This window comes from Limosilactobacillus alvi (genome assembly GCF_016900115.1).
Taxonomy (GTDB): Bacteria; Bacillota; Bacilli; order Lactobacillales; family Lactobacillaceae; genus Limosilactobacillus; species Limosilactobacillus alvi.
Map to the genome: position 1 here is coordinate 82,191 of NZ_JACJJQ010000001.1, position 20,364 is coordinate 102,554.

Sequence of the window (20,364 nt, forward strand, 5' to 3'; positions counted from 1 at the left end):
TACTTTATGCAAGCAAAGAGAGTGGACTAAAAAAGGACCACTCTCAATGAAATTCGTTTTCCATTTTACCACAGAATTTCCCGGGAAATAAAAGAGTTTACTCTTCTAAGCACAGAAGCTCATAATTTTTCTCAATTAGCGGGGCACTTTTAGTTGTAGTCGGTCGGTAAAGTAACTCCGATAGGATAAGTAAATTGCAATTACCGAACCCAAACTCGTCGCCGAAAGTAACATAAAGACCACCATAATTTGATATTTGATGGCGTAAACCGGATCAACGCCGGCAAAGATTAACCCAGACATCATCCCTGGTAAGGCCACTAACCCAACTGTCTTAGCGGAATCAATCGTTGGTTGCATCGCCGTTTTGATACTTTCCCTGATAATAGCCTTTGAAGCTTGAGCGGCCGTTGCCCCCAGGGCCAACATTTCGTTGACTTGCTGTTCCTGTTGCTTATACTGAGTCCGCATTGACCGGAAAGCCAACCCGATTGCCACCATTGAATTTGACGCCACCATCCCCGTAATTGGGACTAGTTGTTGGGCGATTGGCTTAATCGAACCCGAAAGAACCAACAAACCAATCGTAAAAGTGGTGCTACAAAAAATCGCCACGAAAGAATATAAAAAGCCCTGCTTTTGTTTACCGTTCCGTTGGTAAGAATTCCACGAAGCGTTCACAATAATAATTAGTGATAAGGCCAGGGTTAACCAGATATTCGCTACGTGGAAAACCCCTTTTAGGACATACCCGACGATGGTCAATTGGATAATCGCCCGGCAAACTGAATAAATAATATCTTTATGGAGACCTAGTTTTTCTTTCGCACTAATCCCAATCGCTAACAACATCCCTAAAGCAGCAATGACTAACGATAAGTTTGAAACGGTAAGGTTATTACTCATTGACCAAGTGACCTTCTTTCATGTGGAGTAAGTGGCTTGCGGCAGCAATTTCTTCGTTATCGTGGGTGACTTTAATTAAAGTTTTCCCCCGTTGATGCTCCGCCTCTAGTAAATTGAGGACAATTTGTTTTGATTCTTTATCTAACCCAGTAGTAACTTCATCTAAAAGTAAGACTGCTGGTTCCAATAAAAGATTTCTTACTAGGGCGACCCGTTGCCGTTCTCCACCAGAAAGTTCAGTTATCCCCTTCTCAACATAGTCCGTTGGCAGATCAACCGATTTAAGGAGGTGGTTAATCCGGTCATGATCAACTGCTTGGTTGGTAATTTCATACGGAAACGCAAAGTTATCCGCTACCGTTTCCCCAAATAGCAAAGGTTGCTGGATACAATAAGAAACTTGTTGTCGGTAAGCTGGGATTGGATAAGTCTTCTGGGGCTTCCCCTTGAAGTTAATTTCACCCTTACTTGGGGTTAAAAATCCAGCTAGTAACTTCAGAAAAGTACTTTTTCCACTTCCCGAAGGACCAGCAATCGTCAGGTAATCACCTTTTGCTACTTCAAGATTAATTTGCTGTAAAATTTGATGGTCATCGACTTGATAATCAAGCTCCTTTACCGTAATTATCAATTTGGCCGCCTCCTTTTTAGTTTAGAATCATTTTACTTTATCACTAAAGAAGCCGGCAATATATTAGCTCATTGTGATATGGTATACAAAAAAAGCCCCACCGCATTAACGGTGAGGCGACAATGACCCGTACGGGACTCGAACCCATGTTACCAGCGTGAAAGGCTGGTGTCTTAACCAACTTGACCAACGGGTCATCATTTGAGCAAAAATAATCTTACCATAGGGATAGTCAAGTTGGCAACTACTTAATTTAATGTTTTGCAATTCCAAATTTTTGTCGAGCGTAAATCGCTACGTAGACAAGGGTTACCGTAATAATTCCAAAAGCAAAAATAAATAAGGCTTCGTAATTAAACCAATCAATTACAAGGCCACCGAGGAACGGCCCAATTGCCCGGCCAATTGACATAGCGATGTTTGGCATTCCTTGGTACTTTCCCGTTTCACTGGGGTCGGTTAATTGAGCAATATAAGCTGGGACTGCCGGAATTCCCGTCATTTCCCCAATCGTTAAGATCACAAAGGTAATCACAAACATGGTAAAGGTGCGGGCAAAGGTCAGAAGTAAAAACGAAGCCGCAAAGATCAAAATCCCCAATTCAATCTGAGTTCGAATTGACATTACCTTCGCTAGGTTTGGCACTAACGGTTGGAAAATTACGATAATTGCGCCGTTAATTGTCCACAATAAGCTGTAGGCAAAGAAGGGAATTCCCATATCAGTAATCCGCACCGCCATCACTGTTTCCCAAAGCGAATAAGCAAGGTATACAGTCATTAAACATAAACAAAGCGCATAAACTAGATGAATGCCCTGCCGACTACTTTTCTTCTGCTTACTAATAGTTTGAACTTGTTTCTTTGTTTTTTGAACGGGAACATTGAAGGTTACGACCGTCACCAAACTAAAGATCACGTAAGCGCCTGCCGTCACCGTAAAAGTTAAGGTTGGACTTATTGGTAATAAGACCCCAACTAGCAAGGTCCCAATTACAACCCCAACGTTCATTGCCATGTACAAAGCGTTAAAAATATAGCGGGTTGACTTACTAGTTACGGCAGTTCCGTAAGCGTTAATGATCGTCAAGCTAGAACCATCTGCAAAACTGACAATACAAAGCAGGATCGCAAAAATCGGCCAACCGTGGAAGAAAATTAATATTATGGTAGCAATCGTTGCCACCAAAACGGTAACCATCGCTGCTCGGTAAGGTTTCCAGTGGTCAAACAACCAGCCCCCAACATAATTACCGGCCATCATTGACATTGAGATAAAGAACATCACGATTCCGGCAACCGTCATAGTTTCGTGTAAATAGTCGTGGACATACACGGTAATCAACGGCCAGAGTAGCGCGGAACCCGTGTTATTTAATAAACTCGCGACAAAAAGCCACTTTAATTTCATTGTTTTTGGACGCATTATTTTTCCTTTCATAAATGATTAGTAATCGTACCAGCTGAATTGCTAACCCTAGCGTCCCTGTCCGCCACAGCTGGTTCTTAACCATCCTGCCGCTTTCACCAAAATCCTCCTCCGTTCTTTTATTTTTACACTTATTTTATCATAATTTAAATAAAAAAAGCCGATCCAGCAGTGAACCGACTTTTTACTTTTTAATGGTCCTACCCAACTTTACTTGTTGTTAAATGGCACCGCGTTTTCCTTAGTGATCTTAGTAATCCCGTGGAAGTATGGAACCAAGACTTCCGGAACCGTAACAGAACCGTCTTCGTTTTGGTAGTTTTCCAAGATTGCGGCGACTGTCCGGCCAACAGCAAGTCCAGACCCGTTCAAGGTATGCACATATTGGAGCTTACCATCTTCATCCCGGTATTGCATGTGTAAACGCCGAGCTTGGAAGTCCAAGCAGTTTGAGCAAGAAGATACTTCCCGGTACTTGTTTTGGGCTGGCATCCAAAGTTCAAGGTCATGAGTTTCAGAAGCCGTGAAACTCATGTCACTCGTCGTTAGGGTAATTACGTGGTATGGCAAGCCGAGCTTCTTCAAGATATTTTCGGCATTAGCCGTCATCTTTTCAAGTTCATCCCATGATTGATCAGCCTTCGTGTACTTAACCATTTCTACCTTGTTAAATTGGTGCATCCGAATCAATCCCCGGGTATCCCGACCAGCAGAGCCAGCTTCAGACCGGAAACTTGGCGTTAAAGCTGTTACATAGATTGGAAGCTTTTCCATTGGGATGACTTCGTTCCCAAAGTAGTTTGTTAATGGTACTTCAGCAGTTGGAATCAAGGTCATATCTTCCCCATTAACTTGGTAAACATCTTCCTTAAACTTAGGGAATTGTCCCGTCCCGTACATCGCGTGCGCATTAACAATGTATGGTGGTAAGACTTCCGTGTAGCCTTCCTTCATGTGTTCATCTAACATGAAGTTGTAAACGGCCCGTTCCAATTGGGCCCCTAAACCAATGTAGTAAACGAACCGTGCCCCAGAAACCTTAGCTGCCCGATCGAAGTCCAAGATTCCAAGTTGTTCACCAATGTCCCAGTGATGCTTTGGTTCAAAGTCAAAGTGCCGGATTTCGCCGACTTTCCGAAGTTCTTTGGCCCCTTCTTCAGTTAGGCTAACCGGAACCCCTTCATGAGGAACGTTTGGTAGACGCGACATCTTATCGAATAAAACTTCATCATTTTGCGCAACTTGTTCATCAAGCGCTTTAATGTCGCCCCCAATTTTTTGCATAGCCGCAATTGCTTCATCCGCTGATTCGCCATTCCGCTTAGCTTCCCCAATCTTCTTGGAAGCTTCATTTCGTTGCGCCTTCAAAGTTTCGGTCTTCTGCAACAATTCCCGCCGCTTAGCATCAAGGGCCAAAACTTCATCAATTTCTTCGGCCTTAACGCCCCGGGTTGCTAACTTTTCCTTATACCAATCTGGTTGCCGCCGGATCTTCTTTAAATCTAACATTGCAATTCCTCCAAATCATATCTTAGGTATCAAAAAAGGAGCCATTCATCCAAATGATTGGGACGAAATGACTCCTGTTCCGCGGTACCACCCAAGTTTGCTTAAAAAGCACCCTCAAAAGATGGATAACGGCCATTGACCGTGCGGCATTACCCGCCCACATTTACCGTACCGGAAATTCAGCTACTTCTTTTCACCACCCAGAAGCTCTCTAAAGGCCTACTTAAAGTACGTTCCGTGTTTAATATCTGACAGTTATTTTAGCCGGTTTTAATCCTAAGTTCAACCGAAAACCTAAATTTCATTTCCATGACGATAGGAAACTTCGCTTCGACCATTTTGGCTAGTTACCACTAATTGATCGCCAATCTGTTCTTTTAATTCTGTAACGTGGCTGATAACTCCAATCATCCGGGAACCCTGAATTTCAAGTAAAGCATTCAAAGCCGTTTGTAAGGCAGTTTGGTCAAGTGAACCGAACCCTTCATCAATGAAGAGGGCTTCAATTTTTACTCCTCCAGCTTGCCGTTGAATAACTTCACTAAGGCCAAGCGCTAAGGAAAGTGAAGCAATAAAGCTTTCCCCACCGGAAAGGGTCCGGGCACTCCGATCCCGGCCAACATGATTATCATGTACATTAATTTCAAGGCCGGCCCACTTTTGACCATTACCATGCCCAACTTGATCATCAAGCTTAAATTCATATCGCTGTTGGGATAAACGAATAAGATATTCGTTTGCAACCTGCAAAACTTGGCTGAAGTAGCTCTTTAAAACATACCGTTCAAGGCTTAACTTAGTTTCACTATTTCCAGTCACGACCTTAACCAAGGTATTTAACTCCGTTTGGCGGGCTAGTTGATCGGCCTGGTTCTCAACAATTTGGGTTACCTTCTTAATTAGGGTTTGGCGGCGACTAACCTGTTCTTGTTGTTGGCCTTGGTTAGCTAACAACAAGTTTAACTGCTTTTGCGCTTCTGCCAATGCTTTTTGTGCCGATTCAATCGGTAGCGCTGTGGTAACTTTTTCGAGCCGAATTTGAACCTGTTTTTGTTGGGCTTGATTTGCGGCAATGGCTTGTTGATACTGATTAACCGCTGCTTGCAAATCAGTAAGTTGGCCAATTTGTTTCTGCGCTCCCGTTAAAAATTCCCAATCTAGGTCAGGATTAAATTCTGCTAACGCGGCGATCAATTTCTGCTGCAATTCTTGCCGTTGCTGATTGGCATCCTTAGCTTGCTGTTGCAGTTGGCCCAATTCTGTTTTAGCAACTGCCAAGGCTTCCTTAGCAACCTGTTGCTGGTGTTGATTGGCTTCTTGTTTCTGTTCAAACTCCGTAACCTTCTTTGTTAAGTCCTTAATCTGAGTCTGGACTTCTTCGAGGGTCTGGCTCCCCAACCGCTGATCCAAGCTTGTCAACTGGGCTTGCCGACCGGCTAAACCTTCCTTAAGCGTTTGGAATTGATGGGTTTGTTGATCAATTTGCTCCCTTAGGCTCGTTAACTGGTCACCTATGTTTGTGAGCTCAGTTTGAAGGGCTTGGTACTTTTGTTTTTCTGCTTTAATCGTTGCTTGTTGCTTAGTTAAAGTTTCAGCCCGGGTCTTTAAAGCTTGCTTAACATCAGCTAGCTTGCTCTTAACCTGCAAACTAGTTGCTAGTTTCGTTAATTGATCCATCATCGTTTGCTTAGTTGCCACTAAATCGGCTTGGGCATGATCAGCATTCGTTTGGGCCTGACTAACTACTTTAAGTGCTTGATCAACTTGATTTTGGGCTTCTTGAACGGCTTCTTCAGTGACTACTTTTTCCGTTGGTTTAATGGCCGCTACATGCGGATGATCTAAGCTCCCACAAACTGGGCATGCTTCCCCGGGTAGCAGGTCTTGAGCCAGTCGAGCAATTACGTTCCGCGCAAAACCATCTTTTTGCTGAGCCAAATTGGCTTTGGCTTCTTGAAGGTTCTGGTTAGTCTTTTGGACCGCGATCTCGGCTTGTTTAACAACTTGCGCTCTTTTTTCGATCTCGACCTGGGTCGCCATTAACTGTTTTTGATCCGCTTGCCAATTTGCTAATTGTGATAAGGATTGGTTAAGTTGGATTTCTTTTTTGGTTAGTTGATCGCGATCTGGTAATTGGTTTTGGCATTCAACTTGCTGTTTTTCCTTTCTTTTCTGGACTTGGTTAAGTTCGGTTAATCGTTGTTGCGTAGCCGTTACCATATTAGTTTGACTTGTAACCTGTTGTTTTAACCTTGCCCGTTGTTCAAAATCGGGAATCTTCTGTTCTAAGGCCAATTTAGTTTGCCGATGTTGATCAATCGTAGTAGTTTGGCGGGCCAATTGGGTAGCGATTTGGGAAACCTGCTCAACTTCAGCTTGAATTTGATCTAACCTTACCTTAGCTTGCGGTTGCGCTACTTTTGCTTGCTCATAATTTTTCTGAGCTTCTTGCCACTTCAAAAAATCAGCTTGGATCCCTTGGTACCAAACCAATTGACTAATTGTTGCTTGCTTAGCTTTAATTTCTGGTTCTTGCCTGACTAATGTTTCCGCCGTTTGCCTTAACTGGGCTAATTCAGTTTCTGCTTGGGTTTTGTTTTTTGCAACAGTTAGTTGCTCTTGAGCGAAACCTACCTTTTCTTGGCCAGTTTTAATTTCCCGGAAAATTTTTTCTAATTCCCTTTGAGCCTGGGTTTGCAGTTCCTGGACCTTCGTTAACCACACTGGCGTCGCTAATTGATCATCAACTTCACTTTCGCTCTGCTTAAGGGTTTGCAGTTGTTGCTCTTGGGCTTGCATTGCTTGATTTTGCTCGCTCAACTGTTGCTTTAGGCTTGCGGTCCATTGGCGATACAAGCTTGTTTGAAAAAGTTGTTCTAACAAGCTTTCCTTCTCACTACTTGAAGAAGCTAAGACTTGCCGGAATTGTCCCTGGGGTAACATGACCAATTGCTTAAACTGATCCTTATTCAATTGAAGTAAATCAGTAATAAAATTATCAACTTCCTTAATTTGCGTTAACTCAGTTACCTCACCATCCTTTTCAAAGGTCAAGTCCGCCTTGGAACCCCGATCAATTAATTTTCCACGCTTATTTTGAATTGTCTGTTTGGGCCGCCGATTGATCGTATAATTTACCCCTGCATGCTCAAAGGTAAATTTAACCCAGGTTTCTTCCGTAACCGGTGCAAAGTCAGCCCGCAAGGCTGCTGCATTTCGTTCTTGGTTATTTGTCGTTTCGTTAAAAAGGGCAAAAACCATCGCATCAAATAAAGTTGTTTTGCCACTTCCCGTGTTCCCCGTAACCAAGAATAAGGGAGCATTGGCAAACTCTTGAAAATCTACTACCGTGTGGTCATACGGGCCAAAATTCTTTAACTCAAGCTTTAAGGGGCGCATTAGTCTTCCTCCTCTACCTTATTTAAAGCGGTTTGGGCCCAAGTTTGTTGCTGGGCCGTTAATTTATGACCAGTCGTTTGCTGATAAAAGTCACCTAATAAGGTCATCGGGTCAAGTTGATTTAACTTCTTTAGTTTCTGGGTAACCGGGCGATGGCTTTCTCGCGTCCAACTAAGACTTAAGATCTTAGGATAGTACTCCCTTAATTTTGCCATGACATCTGGAATATCTCCTTGGTCGGTTAAAGTTAATAGGTAGTAATCAGCTGGATCGATTTGTTCGACAGCTTGCGGTGCTGTTAATTCCGCAAAGGAGCCGGTCTTTTTAACCATCTCGGGTGATTGGTGAAGCGGATGCCACTGTACGTTGAATGGTTCAGTATCAACAATCCAAACCCCTTTCTCCGTCTCAGCTTCTGAAGCTGACAGCTTTAATGGCGAACCACTGTACTTAATCCGATCTTCAAGTAAAGCCCGGTAATTATGCAAATGGCCTAAGGCAACGTAGTCAAACGGGGCTAATATGCTTGTGTCAACTGCGCTTAAGCCACCAACTTCAGCTAAGGTTTCTGAATCGGCCGTCCGGTGACTCCCCGCCGCAAAGAAATGAGCTACCAGAACATGATGTTTATCCGCGTCAAATTGTCCTTGCATGGTAGCGACCACTTTGGCCATGATCTGGTTAATGTCAGTTAAATGCTCATCCTGGAAATAATTCCGGGCTGTTTGTAAACCAAAAAAAGGTAATAAGAAAAACTGGGTATCACCAACCGTCACTGGCTGAAAAGCATCTTTAAATTCTGTTACTAAATGAAAACCGTTGGCAAGATACCATTCACTTGCCATCCCCAATCGGGGGGCCGAATCATGGTTTCCACTAATTGCTATCAAAGGAAAGTGATCGGCTAAGTTTAGTTGACTAAGCATCTTCCGGAGTTCTTGGACCGCTGCTTCACTTGGCACAGATCGGTCGAAAAGGTCCCCCGCAATCACAATGGCATCTACTTTATCCCTCTTTGCAACCGTTTCAATCTGCTTAAACATCGCCATTTGATCTGCTAAGAGATCAAATCCGTTTAGGCGCTTACCAATATGCCAATCGGCAGTATGTAAAAACCGCATTTTTCTCACCTTCCAAAACTAACTTTTGCTATTTATGATTTTATCATATGTATGTTCTCCAAACGAGTCATAGTAGCATGAAATTTTAAATCTTCAAAACCATCGTTCAACTTACAAAAACATAGTAATAATAAGCTTTTTCTTGCCCTCATCGATGTTTCATTGTAAAATTTAACCCGTTCGAAAACAGTTTAACATTTGTTAAATTTCAAGAATTTTATGCGCGTAATTTTTGAATCGCGGTAAACTGAAAGGCGATATTCTGATTTACTATTTTGAAAGGACACTTAATGGAATGAAGGCCCTAAAAGACCATCCAATAGCTTCGTTTGTAATTAAAACCATTCTGTACTTCATTATTTTGATGTTACTGATTTATATGTATGGTTACTTTGGAATTGGTCAAGCACCATTTATTTACAACGAATTCTAAGCAGAGAAAGAGATATTGACTATGGTTAATAATATTACTAAAACCATCGATCAAGTAGCTCAAATGAACCTTGATCGGATTGCCTATAATGAATTAGGCATAACGCACACTTACCAAGAGCTTTTAAATTACACCAATGCATTTGCCAGTTGGCTCGACCAACAAGCCGATTTACCAGCCAAGAGCCCCATTCTTTATTATGGGGACCACCAATTTGAAATGCCAGTTGGCTTCCTTGGTGGCGCTAAGGCTGGTCATGCTTATATTCCTGTTGAAGTCGGAACGGCGCTCCCCCGTCTCCAATCAATCATCAATACGGCTAACCCTCGCCTAGTGGTCGCAATTGATGACTTTCCAAGCAATGACGTCGATTATGACGGCCAAGTTTTAAGTAAGGACGAATTCACAAAGATTATTACTACCCCAGCAGACTACCGATTAACCCATGAACTTAAGGGAGATGACACTTTCTACATTCTCTTTACCTCAGGAACGACCGGTTCACCAAAAGGGGTTGAAGTAACCCACGACAATATTCAATCCTTTGCTAACTGGATGCTTGGTAATCGCTTTAACTTACCTACCCAAACTAACTACTTAGGGCAAGCACCTTTTTCCTTTGACATTTCACACTTCTATTGGTTAGATGGTTTTCTTTCTGGTTCAACGATCAAAGCTTTACCACTCCACGTGGTGCAAAACTTTGGACAACTATTTAAGGTCCTTCCGGAACTTGATTTCAACGTTTTCGTGGGGACACCATCCTTTGCGGATATGTTACTCTTGAGTCCCGCATTTAATGCGGAACACATGCCCCAACTCACCCACATGGTTTTCTGTGGTGAAGAATTGACCCCATCAACCGTTAAGCGGATCTTTACGAAGTTCCCCGACGTCAAAGTCTTCAACACATACGGGCCAACTGAAGCCGCCGTTGCCATTACTAGTTGTGAAATTACCAAGGAAATGGCTGAAACGATGAAGCGGCTCCCAATTGGTTATGATAAGCCAGGCGTTACCACTTCAATTTGGGACGGAGATCATGAAATCACTACTCCTGGCGAACACGGTGAAATCATCATTACGGGGGATAGTGTTGCCAAGGGTTACCTTAACAATCCGGCAAAGACCGCTCAAAACTTCTTTAAGGTTAACGGGGTTCAATCTTACCGGACGGGGGATGCCGGCTTTATCGATGAAGCTGGGGTTCGTCATATCATCGGCCGGATGGACTTCCAAATTAAGCTTCACGGTTTCCGGGTTGAACTGGACGAAGTGCGCTCAAGCCTCGAACTAAGTCCGCTGGTTAAGCAAGCCGTTGCTGTTCCAAAATATGATAAAAACGGGAAAGCTTCCCACTTAATCGCTTATGTAATTGCTGAACCAAACGACTTTGAAAAGGACGCTGATTTAACCAAGGCCATCCGGCAAAGCTTGAAGGAAAAGATCATGGACTACATGATGCCAACGCAGTTTATTTACGTTGATAGTTTTCCGAAGTCCGCTAATGGTAAGATTGCCGTCAAGCAAATTATTGCGGAGGCTAACAAGTAATGTTGCAATGGATTCAAGATATGCCTAACTTTACGGCATATGGAACACCAACTTACTTTATCTACTTGCTAATCGCCATTCTGCCATTAGGCATTGGCTTGTACTTTGGCAAGCGGTTTGAATGGTATGAAGCCTTAATTAGCTTCATCTTTATCTTTTTGATGTTTGATGGGCAAAGCTATTTACAGGCTTTCTCCTTAATTGGGTATATTGTTTACCAAACCGTAATTGTAATTGGTTATTTCCATTACCGGCAAAAACAAAATGCAAGTTGGGTCTTTTACCTAATTACTTTCTTATCACTATTACCAATTATTATCGTTAAATTCTCACCAGCAATGGTTGGTCACAACTCCTTGCTTGGTTTCTTAGGGATTTCATACCTAACCTTCCGGGCGGCCGGAACGATTATTGAAACCCGGGATGGGGTCGTCAAAGACCTAAATTGGTGGAAGTTTATCCGCTTTATGGCCTTCATGCCGACCATTACTTCGGGGCCAATTGACCGCTACCGGCGCTTCTCAAAGGACTACCAAAAAGTCCCAAGCCGGGAAAAATACCTCGGCTTAGTTGGAAAGGCGATTCCATATCTCTTCATCGGGTTCGTTTATGAATTCGTGATTGACTACTTCTTTGGTCAAGTTTGGTATCCCTTCATGGAACAACGAGCACTCGCCTACGCTCCCCACCTTAGTTGGTGGGTGGTCGGCGTCGCTTACATGTATGCTGGTCACCTATACTTTAACTTTGCGGGTTACTCCTTCTTCGCCGTGGCAGTCTCCTACTTGATGGGGGTTGAAACGCCGATGAACTTTAACAAGCCTTTCCTTTCCAAGAACATCAAAGAGTTCTGGAATCGGTGGCACATGACCCTTTCTTTCTGGTTCCGAGACTACATTTTCATGCGGTTTGTTTTTATGGCAACTAAGAAAAAGTGGTTTAAGAACCGGAATGTCCTCTCCTCCGTTGCTTACATGCTTAACATGTTGACAATGGGATTCTGGCATGGGGTAACCTGGTACTACATTCTCTATGGTTTCATGCATGGATTGGCCCTCGTAGTTGACGACTGGTGGCTTCGTTACAAACGGAAACACCTTAAGATTAAATCCACGAAGTTGACCAAGTTCATTGCTGGTTTTGTTACTTTTAACTTTGTTGTCTTAACCTTCTTAGTCTTCTGTGGCTTCTTAGATAAGCTATGGTTTGGCTTCCCAGGACATCACTAAACATTAATTTTTAAATTTGGAGGAATTTATCATGCAAGAACAAATTCAAGAACTTTTAGCCCAAGCTACTGGCCGTGACGCCGCTGACTTCGCTGACTACTCAGCAGATCTTTACGCTGATGGGATGCTTGATTCGATGGCCACGGTTCAATTCTTACTCTCCTTACAAGATGAATTTGATATTCAAGTGCCAGTTTCCGAATTTGACCGGGATGCTTGGAACACCGTTGATAAGATTGTTGATCGGGTGAAGGAACTCCAAAATGACTAAGAAACACCAACTGTGGTCAATCTTTGGCCCAGTCATTGTCGCCGGGATATTAGCCCTATTGGTATTCGCCCTTCCCTGGAAGAGTGAGCATTCGCAAGCGACCTTACAAAAAGCGGCGGTTTCGTTAAGTCCCAATGTCTTTAAAAATCGCTCGCTAAAGGTTCAAGCCTTAAGTGATAAAAAGGACCACTACGTTCCCTTCTTTGGTTCGAGTGAATTTAACCGGATGGACCGGTACTATCCAGCTACGATGGCGGCTCGTTACCACCATTATCGGCCATTTATGTTTGGTTCCCGGGGAACCCAATCCCTGCCGCAACTCTTTAATATGACCATGATGGCATCCCAAATGAAGAATGGCAAAGCTGTTTTCGTCATCTCGCCTCAATGGTTTGTTAAGAAAGGAGTTATGCCCGCAGCCTTTCGGTACTATAACGGGACATATGCCAACCTGGTTTGGTTAAACCAAGCTAATCCGCAGTCACCTTATGACCGGTATACGGCTAAGCGGCTCGGTCAACTTCTTGGAAACAGCGGCACGGTCGCTAGTTATGCCTACAAAATTGAACGGGGTGAAGCCCTAAACAGTTTTGAAAAGGCAAACTTAAAGGTCCGGATTGCCCTCTTGAGCCATGAAGATGACCTTTTCTCCGGTTACTTCTTAAAGGACAACTATGGTAAGCGAATCTTGCCAAAGGAAAAGTTATTACCAAAGACGTATAACTACCAAGCCCTTTACCAACATGCTATTAAAGCCCATGCCAAAGCTTCAAGTAACAATAACCTGGGGATTATTAACAGCTTCTACAATCAACGAGTCCGGTACGCTAAGCATATTGACGGTACTCAGAAACATTTCTCCTACTTACAAAGTCCGGAATATGCGGACTTACAGGTAGTTTTAAATCAATTAAAGAAAACCAATACTAACGTCGTTTTCATGATTACCCCAGTTAATGCTAAGTGGGAAAAGCGGACTGGTTTAAACATGCACATGTACTACCAGACTGCTGATAAGATTAAGTTCCAGTTGCAATCGCAAGGCTTTAACCACATTATCGATTACTCCCATGCCGGGAATAAACCGGGCTTCATGAACGATACCATTCATATCGGTTGGGCTGGTTGGGTCAACTTTGACAGGCGGATTTCACCATTCTTGGATAATCCCCAACCATCTCCCCACTACCACATGAATAGTGCCTTTCTTTCCAAAGACTGGCAAAATCTTAAGCCAACGGAGAATAATCTCCAACAGTTCAAGGTACAACATCTGAATAAATAGCAAAAAGCAACCTAGGTGCACTGACCAGGTTGCTTTTTTGCTATCCATTTACTAATTCTGCTTAGTCTTCATTTAGAACTAATTTAACCACCGCTTCGCACCGTGGGGTTTGCGGTAGCATATCAACGGGTTGGATGTAGTCAACCCGGTAGGTTGGCGTTAAGCGAGCTAAATTTCGGGCTAAGGTTGCCATGTTACAAGAAACATAGGCAAATTTTCGCGGCTTCTCAGCCAAGATCGTGTCAATTAACTTTTGGTCTAAACCTGTCCGTGGGGGATCGACGACTAAGGCATCGAAGTGTTGACCCGCTTGCCGCCACTTTGGTAATAGTTCTTCGGCTACCCCACATTCATAGTGAGCATTACTAATACCATTCAACTTGGCGTTTTCATTAGCGTCATCAACGGCGGCTTGGATGGTTTCCATTCCTAAAACTTGTTTAACTTGGCTAGCAAAGGAAAGACCGATTGTCCCGATTCCAGCGTAAGCATCAATTAAAGTATCCGTTTTAGTTAGATCAAGGGCCTTGGCTGTTTCCTCATATAAGGTCTCAGTTTGAATTGGATTAAGTTGGAGGAAAGAGCGGGCTGAGAGTTGGAAATCCAGGCCCATTAAACTTTCGGTAACATAGTCCTTACCGGCTAAGTTAAGGGTTTGATCGCCCCAAACCAAGGGCGTATCACCAGGATTAATATTTTGCATGACTGAAGTTACCATTGGCAATTCAGCCTTAATTCGGGTTAAAAGTTGGTGCTTTTTGATTAGCTTTGGGGTGTTAGTAATAAAAGTAACTTGGGTTTCACCGGTGGTCGTTTCTCGAATCGCGATCGTTTTAAGAATTCCGCTGTGGTTACTTTCCTCATAGGTTGGAATTTGTAATTCTTCGATGAACTTTACCAGCGACCGCATCACCGTCATGGTTTGCGGTATTTGGATGGCACATTCCTTGAGGTCAACTACTTCATGACTATTAGCCCGGTAAAGGCCAGCCACCACATGGCCATCAACGGTCCGGACTTGGAATTGGGCTTTATTACGGTAGCCGTATGTTTGGGGACTCGGGAGGGTTGGTTTAACCTGGTAGTATTTGTAGCCCCGGGGTTTAAACTTTGCCAAGCTATCAAGGACGACTTGGCGTTTAAACTTAAGTTGGGCAGGGTAGGCAAGATGTTCTAGTTCAAAGCCCCCGGCAATCCCGGCAACGGAATCCTTAGGTGTAACTCGCTCTTTACTTGGTTGCTTAAGCCGGTGGATCTTAGCGGTTAGGTAACGTTCTTGAACTTTTGTGACTTCTGCCACAATTACTTCGCCCGGCAAGGCACCGGGGACAAAACAAACCTTATGCTTAAAATACCCAATTCCTTGGCCTTCGATTCCTAACTTTTTAATCGTTAAGGGGAACCGTTCACCAATGGTAACGTGGACGGGGGTCGCTTGATGTTTCATGAAAAAACTCCTTCGCTCGATAATGCTGGTTACCATTCTAGCATTGTTGGGGGATGATTGCCCGGGAAATAAAAAGAAACCGGTAACCTAATTTTGGAAACTTGCTTGTTAAAAGTTTATGGACTAGTCGATATCTACCGGGGATGTTTCCTAAAGTCAAACCAGTAATCAGCACCCAACCGGTTTAAAAAATTTAGCATTAATACTTCTCGCTCTGTAATACGGCTTATTCATCCCCCTTGTTTTCACTTTCGTTCTCTTATAAAATACTATCAAGAACGTTTGTTTAGGGTGGTGGAGTACATGGACTATTCAAAAGAACCGCATGGTGTTTATTTAATGATCGACAATAAGTCTTTCTACGCCACAGTAGAGTGCACTACTCGTAACCTTGACCCCCTCACCACCCCCTTAGTCGTCATGTCTGAGGCTGATAACACGGGGAGTGGCTTGATTTTAGCTTCCTCACCCGCCGCTAAGGAACTCTTTGACTTGCATAATGTCAACCGGGCCCGAGATTTACCCGCGGATGACCGGCTGTTAGTCGTTCCACCCCGGATGAACCTTTATATCAAAAAGAATCTCGAAGTCAATGCCATCTATCAGCAGTTCATCCCGCCCGAAGATATTCTGCCGTACTCAATTGATGAATCATTGCTCAACCTCACCCATTCTTGGAAGTTAACTGATAATAATCTTTACAAGGTAATTAAAAAAATTCAAGCGACGGTCTATGAACGCTTGCACCTGGTTACCACCATTGGAGTTGGTAATAATCCTCTCCAAGCCAAAATCGCTTTAGATATTTATTCCAAGCATAATGAAGAACGAATTGGGGTCATTACCAATAACACCGCTACCCAGAAAATTTGGGAGATCGAAAACATCACGGATGTCTGGGGCATTAACCACCGCATGGCCGCCCGCCTAAATAAAATTGGGATTACCAGTATGTATCAACTAGCTCATACCGATCCTCATTTACTCAAGAGTGAAATGGGCCAAATGGGTATCCGCTTATACGCTACTGCCTGGGGAATCGACCGAACTGTATTGAGTCATCAGCCCCTTAAACGGGACCGGTCAATTGGTAATTCCCAGGTCCTTCCCCGGGACTATGTAAAGAAGGGGGAAATTGAATTGGTTATCAAAGAAATCACGGCCCAAGTTGCTTCCCGCCTCCGGGCTCGGCATAAACAGGCGAACGGGGTTTACCTCGGGATTGGTTATGCCAAAGGTGTCGTCGACGAAGATGGCCGAACTGGGTTTGCCCACTCTAAGAAGCTCGACGTTTCAACTGCTGATGAACGAAAACTAATCCTCCCAATTTTGGAACTTTTTGAGCAACATTGGCAAGGACAGCCTGTTCGCCACATTAGCGTTAGCGCTAGTCGACTTAGCGAACGATTTGGCGAACAACTAAATCTCTTTCAAAGTCGAGCCGCAAACATGGCAATTGACGTTGAGGACACGATGGATAGAATTCGCCAAAAGTTTGGCAAAACGGCGATCATGAAAGCAAGTAGCCTGGAAAAAGGGGGTACCTTTATTTCCCGGTCAAAACTAGTTGGTGGTCACAGTGGGGGCCAGAGTTTTGAATAGTTTTAATCCCCAACCAATCGGTAAGAAGATCTGTGAACAAATTGCCCGTCATTTTAAGCAGACTCGCCAAACCCGCTACTGGATAGCAATAGCTTACTATTCCCCGGATGATTGTTATAACCTGTTTTTCAATTCTCGCCGCCCCCACCACTGGCAACGCTCTTGGCCAATTGCCATTTTGAATGACCTTGAATTTGATGAACTCATCGCCGTCTTAAATGTGATTCGCCAGCAATACCACTTTACGTTTGAATACAGCGGCTTTAATCATCTCGAATTGGATCGCCTCCAGCACGAAGTAAAACGGTGACAATTGACATCCCCCATTAAAACCGCTATACTCATTACAATTTAAAATTCAGTTTGGCATTTAATGCAGTCCCGTGAGGCGCAAATGACCAGTAAATCTTTCTTGGTAACCTTTAGCTAGACTAAGACTACCAGAGTAGAAAATTACCGTCCTTGCCCAATCGGGGGAAGGACTTTTTTAATATCTGGAGGTTATCATGGCTGAAAAACAAAGTTCGAGTGAAATTACGCCGATTCCCCTAAATGCCCGGCACACCACCCGCTGGGATATGTTTGCGACTTGGGTCGGCGCAAATGCTAATAACGGAACTTGGTTTGTTGGTGGCGTTATCGCTGCTTGTGGGTTTGCGGTTGCAATGCAAGTTTTGGTCCTTTCATCAGCCCTCTCCTACTTGTTCTTAAGTTTAGTTGGTTACATTGGTTATAAAACCGGGGTTTCGACGATGACCATCGCCCGGGCCTCTTTCGGGGAACGGGGAAGTTACATTCCATCCCTGGTTAACATCACCCAATTTATTGGTTGGACGGCCGTTAACACTTTCATTGCTGCCCAATCCGTCAGTCTTCTCTTCCACGATCTCTTTAAATGGCCAGTTTGGGGCCAACCAAACGGTGAGTGGGGCCTTATTATTGGGATCCTCATTATGAGTATCCTCCACATTATCAGTGTTGCTAGCGGTTCTCGTTCGATCCAAATGATTGAACGGATCGGCATTATCGTGGTTTTAATCTTTGTAATTTGGGAATCTGCGGCGGTCTTTAAAACGGTCTCTTTAAGTCAAATTGCCCATTGGTCAGTTCCCCTCAAACAAAAGATGGCAACTGGCGCCGCCATCGACTACGTGGCGGCCTTTAACTTAGCCTGGGTAACCGCCGGAGCTGACTTTACCCGTTTTACTGCTGACAAGCACAATTCCATTCTCTCCCCCTGGTTAGGTGCCATGGTTGGGGTGGTTTGGTTTGCCTTTATTGGCTTAATCTCAACGATTGGGATTGCAATTACCAGTGGCGTTTACGATGCCAACAACTCCGATCCTTCAACCATTGCCAGCAAGCTTGGCCTTGGAGTAATTGCTCTACTCGTCATTATCTTAACTTCCATGACGGCCAATGCGGTTAACTTACTGGGAGCCGGATCAGCCCTTTCCAATATTTTTCCCAAGCTACGCCTTAAGTACTCCCTCTGGACCGTTGTGGCCTTAGCCACTCTCGTTACCTTCATTCCAATGTTTGTCGGGAGTTTCTTAACTACCTTTGAAAGCTTCCTTGACTACGTTGCCATGGTTCTTGGTCCAACGATCGCCATTATCTGTACTGATTTTTACTTTATTAACCATGGTAACTATCACGTGACGGAATTTGGTAAAATTAATGGTGAATACTGGTACCGAGGTGGTTTTAACCTCAGTGCCATTATCACTTTTGTTGCGGGGGTCGCTATCTTCTTAGCAGGTCACCAATTACCAATTTTTGTGAACACTGTGGGGATGACCTTCATCGACATGTTATTCTCAGCCCTGCTCTATGCAGTCCTGATGCGTTTTTTAGAAAGGAAGTAGCTCATGTTAATTAAAAATGTCCATGTAAATAACGCAAAGGAAGTTACCGACGTTCAAATTGAGAATGGGAAGTTTTCCCAAATTGGGACTAATCTCACTGCCAAGCCTAGCGAAACCGTAATTGATGGGGAAGGTAAGCTGTTATTACCACCATTTATTGATTCTCACGTTCACTTAGACTCAACTTTAACCGCCGGTGAACCAGAATGGAATGAAACCGGGACCTTATTCGACGGTATCCGTATTTGGAGTGAACGAAAAAAGGACCTTACTAAGGCCGACGTAAAGAAGCGAGCCAAAGCAACCATGTTAAACATGATTGGCCATGGAATTCAGCACGTCCGGAGTCACGTTGATGTTACTGATCCCCACCTTATCGCAACTGAAGCTCTACTAGAGCTCCGGGAAGAAATGAAGGATAGCATTGACCTCCAATTAGTTGCCTTCCCCCAAGAAGGGATTTTGAGCTTTCCTCATGGTAAGGAACTGATGGAACAAGCAGTTAAAGAAGGGGTTGACGTTGTTGGTGGGATTCCCCACTTTGAATTCACAACTGAATATGGTTGGCAATCCGTACACTTCTTGATGGCTCTCGCTGATAAATACGATAAGTTAGTCGACGTTCACTGTGATGAAATCGATGATCCCGCTTCTCGGAACCTAGAAGTCCTAGCTACCGAAGCTTACGAACGACAAATGGGTTCGCGAGTAACAGCTAGTCACACTACGGCTATGGGTAGCTACAATGATGCCTATACCTACAAGCTTTTCCGGCTCTTAAAGATGAGTGGTATCAATTTTGTGGCTAACCCATTAGTTAACGTTCACCTCGGTGGCCGGTTTGATACTTACCCTAAACGGCGGGGAGTTACCCGGGTGAAGGAACTTAACGCTGCGGGAATTAATGTTTCCTTTGGGGAAGACGACGTTAAGGATCCGTGGAATCCGCTCGGGAATGGTAATATGCTCGACGCCGTTACCATGGGCGTCTACATTGCTCACTTAATGGGCTATGGTCAAATCCAAGATTCTTATAAATTCGTCACGACCAACGCTGCTCGGACCCTCCACATCGAAGACCAATACGGGATTGAAGTCGGCAAACCTGGCGATTGCATTCTCTTAAACCAAAAGGATTTCTACAACGCTCTTAACGAACATGTTGAAGTTCTCTACAATATCCGCCACGGAAAGGTAATTGCTAAGACGACCCCCGCTGTTACTAAACTGAATGTAAATTAAAGAATGACAAAGCGGGTGGGAAAAAAGCTCCTTGACGGCCTGGTTGGGATAAGAAGGACGAAGGTTGATTCATTAGAATCGGCCTTTCGTTCGCACTTATCCGTTAAGGCCGTGCTTTGGAGCGAACCAGCCAACTGGTTTGGCGTTTGTGAGCCCATGCAAGGCTGAATAGGTTGGTGCGACCGTTAGGGAAGCAACTGCCATTCAGCTACTGCTTTGACCTTAGTTACTGAGTAACATTCGGAAATGACAAACAACCTAAGATTAGTTCAGGATGAATTTTACCATCCTGGACTTTTTTATTACCCTAAAGATAGAGCTAAGGTCGTCCATAGCCTCAGGGACTGCGAGTCCGTATCACAAAATGACCTCCGCTATCTTTGCTTTGATATTTTGATTTTCAGGTTGTGGGACTACGAGTTCGAGTATCGGAAATGA

The 20,364-nt window shown here is 43.9% G+C and carries 16 protein-coding genes and 1 tRNA gene; 9 read left to right on the top strand and 8 right to left on the bottom strand.

Going from position 1 to position 20,364, the window contains the following annotated elements; genetic code table 11:
• Window positions 1-135: 135 nt before the first annotated feature.
• From H5993_RS00390 to H5993_RS00420, 7 genes are all read right to left on the bottom strand, one after another.
• A complete protein-coding gene (locus H5993_RS00390; protein ID WP_204775788.1) occupies window positions 136-906 on the bottom strand; it encodes an ABC transporter permease in 771 nt (256 codons plus the stop codon).
• Window positions 899-1,537 (bottom strand): ABC transporter ATP-binding protein, encoded by a 639-nt coding sequence (locus tag H5993_RS00395; RefSeq protein ID WP_204775789.1) that lies wholly within the window; start codon window positions 1,535-1,537, stop codon window positions 899-901. The genes H5993_RS00390 and H5993_RS00395 overlap by 8 nt, the downstream gene beginning before the upstream one ends.
• Window positions 1,538-1,660: 123 nt before the next feature.
• Window positions 1,661-1,733 (bottom strand) — tRNA-Glu (locus H5993_RS00400).
• 57 nt (window positions 1,734-1,790) lie between these two features.
• Window positions 1,791-2,963 (bottom strand): MDR family MFS transporter, encoded by a 1,173-nt coding sequence (locus tag H5993_RS00405; RefSeq protein ID WP_180870943.1) that lies wholly within the window; start codon window positions 2,961-2,963, stop codon window positions 1,791-1,793.
• 213 nt (window positions 2,964-3,176) lie between these two features.
• Window positions 3,177-4,475, bottom strand: a complete 1,299-nt coding sequence (serS, locus tag H5993_RS00410; RefSeq protein ID WP_204775790.1) for a serine--tRNA ligase — start codon at window positions 4,473-4,475, stop codon at window positions 3,177-3,179.
• A gap of 294 nt (window positions 4,476-4,769) precedes the next feature.
• Window positions 4,770-7,874 carry an AAA family ATPase gene (locus H5993_RS00415; RefSeq protein WP_204775791.1) on the bottom strand — a complete coding sequence of 1,035 codons (3,105 nt, stop codon included), beginning with the start codon at window positions 7,872-7,874 and terminating at the stop codon, window positions 4,770-4,772.
• On the bottom strand, window positions 7,874-8,995 hold the full coding sequence (locus H5993_RS00420) for an exonuclease SbcCD subunit D (protein ID WP_180870949.1): 1,122 nt from the start codon (window positions 8,993-8,995) through the stop codon (window positions 7,874-7,876). The genes H5993_RS00415 and H5993_RS00420 overlap by 1 nt, the downstream gene beginning before the upstream one ends.
• Window positions 8,996-9,290: 295 nt before the next feature.
• On the opposite strand from H5993_RS00420, the gene H5993_RS00425 reads away from it, so the two are divergent.
• From H5993_RS00425 to dltD, 5 genes are read left to right on the top strand one after another with little or no spacing between them, the layout of a single operon-like run.
• The gene (locus tag H5993_RS00425) at window positions 9,291-9,428 is read left to right on the top strand and encodes a teichoic acid D-Ala incorporation-associated protein DltX (RefSeq protein ID WP_180870951.1); all 138 of its coding nucleotides are present in this window, start codon (window positions 9,291-9,293) and stop codon (window positions 9,426-9,428) included.
• A gap of 21 nt (window positions 9,429-9,449) precedes the next feature.
• Complete coding sequence (dltA, locus tag H5993_RS00430; RefSeq protein WP_204775792.1) at window positions 9,450-10,982, top strand: D-alanine--poly(phosphoribitol) ligase subunit DltA; 1,533 nt, start codon at window positions 9,450-9,452, stop codon at window positions 10,980-10,982.
• Window positions 10,982-12,211 (top strand): D-alanyl-lipoteichoic acid biosynthesis protein DltB, encoded by a 1,230-nt coding sequence (dltB, locus tag H5993_RS00435; protein ID WP_180870954.1) that lies wholly within the window; start codon window positions 10,982-10,984, stop codon window positions 12,209-12,211. The genes dltA and dltB overlap by 1 nt, the downstream gene beginning before the upstream one ends.
• A 31-nt stretch (window positions 12,212-12,242) precedes the next feature.
• Complete coding sequence (gene dltC / locus H5993_RS00440) at window positions 12,243-12,482, top strand: D-alanine--poly(phosphoribitol) ligase subunit DltC (protein ID WP_180870956.1); 240 nt, start codon at window positions 12,243-12,245, stop codon at window positions 12,480-12,482.
• On the top strand, window positions 12,475-13,767 hold the full coding sequence (gene dltD / locus H5993_RS00445) for a D-alanyl-lipoteichoic acid biosynthesis protein DltD (protein ID WP_180870958.1): 1,293 nt from the start codon (window positions 12,475-12,477) through the stop codon (window positions 13,765-13,767). The genes dltC and dltD overlap by 8 nt, the downstream gene beginning before the upstream one ends.
• Window positions 13,768-13,828: 61 nt before the next feature.
• Here the strand turns inward: dltD and rlmD are convergent, their stop codons facing one another.
• The gene (rlmD, locus tag H5993_RS00450) at window positions 13,829-15,214 is read right to left on the bottom strand and encodes a 23S rRNA (uracil(1939)-C(5))-methyltransferase RlmD (RefSeq protein ID WP_239457921.1); all 1,386 of its coding nucleotides are present in this window, start codon (window positions 15,212-15,214) and stop codon (window positions 13,829-13,831) included.
• A 303-nt stretch (window positions 15,215-15,517) separates the two neighbouring features.
• Here rlmD and H5993_RS00455 point away from each other — a divergent pair, with 303 nt between their 5' ends.
• The 4 genes from H5993_RS00455 to codA all read left to right on the top strand — a co-directional run bounded on the left by H5993_RS00455 (window position 15,518) and on the right by codA (window position 19,926).
• Window positions 15,518-16,816, top strand: a complete 1,299-nt coding sequence (locus tag H5993_RS00455) for a Y-family DNA polymerase (protein ID WP_180870962.1) — start codon at window positions 15,518-15,520, stop codon at window positions 16,814-16,816.
• A complete protein-coding gene (locus H5993_RS00460; protein ID WP_204775793.1) occupies window positions 16,809-17,126 on the top strand; it encodes a hypothetical protein in 318 nt (105 codons plus the stop codon). Before H5993_RS00455 ends, H5993_RS00460 begins: the two co-directional genes overlap by 8 nt.
• Before the next feature lie 196 nt (window positions 17,127-17,322).
• Window positions 17,323-18,684: a cytosine permease gene (locus H5993_RS00465; RefSeq protein ID WP_180870965.1), complete on the top strand. Its 1,362-nt coding sequence runs from the start codon at window positions 17,323-17,325 to the stop codon at window positions 18,682-18,684.
• A 3-nt stretch (window positions 18,685-18,687) separates the two neighbouring features.
• A complete protein-coding gene (gene codA, locus H5993_RS00470) occupies window positions 18,688-19,926 on the top strand; it encodes a cytosine deaminase (RefSeq protein WP_204775794.1) in 1,239 nt (412 codons plus the stop codon).
• The last annotated feature ends 438 nt before the right edge of the window (window positions 19,927-20,364 follow it).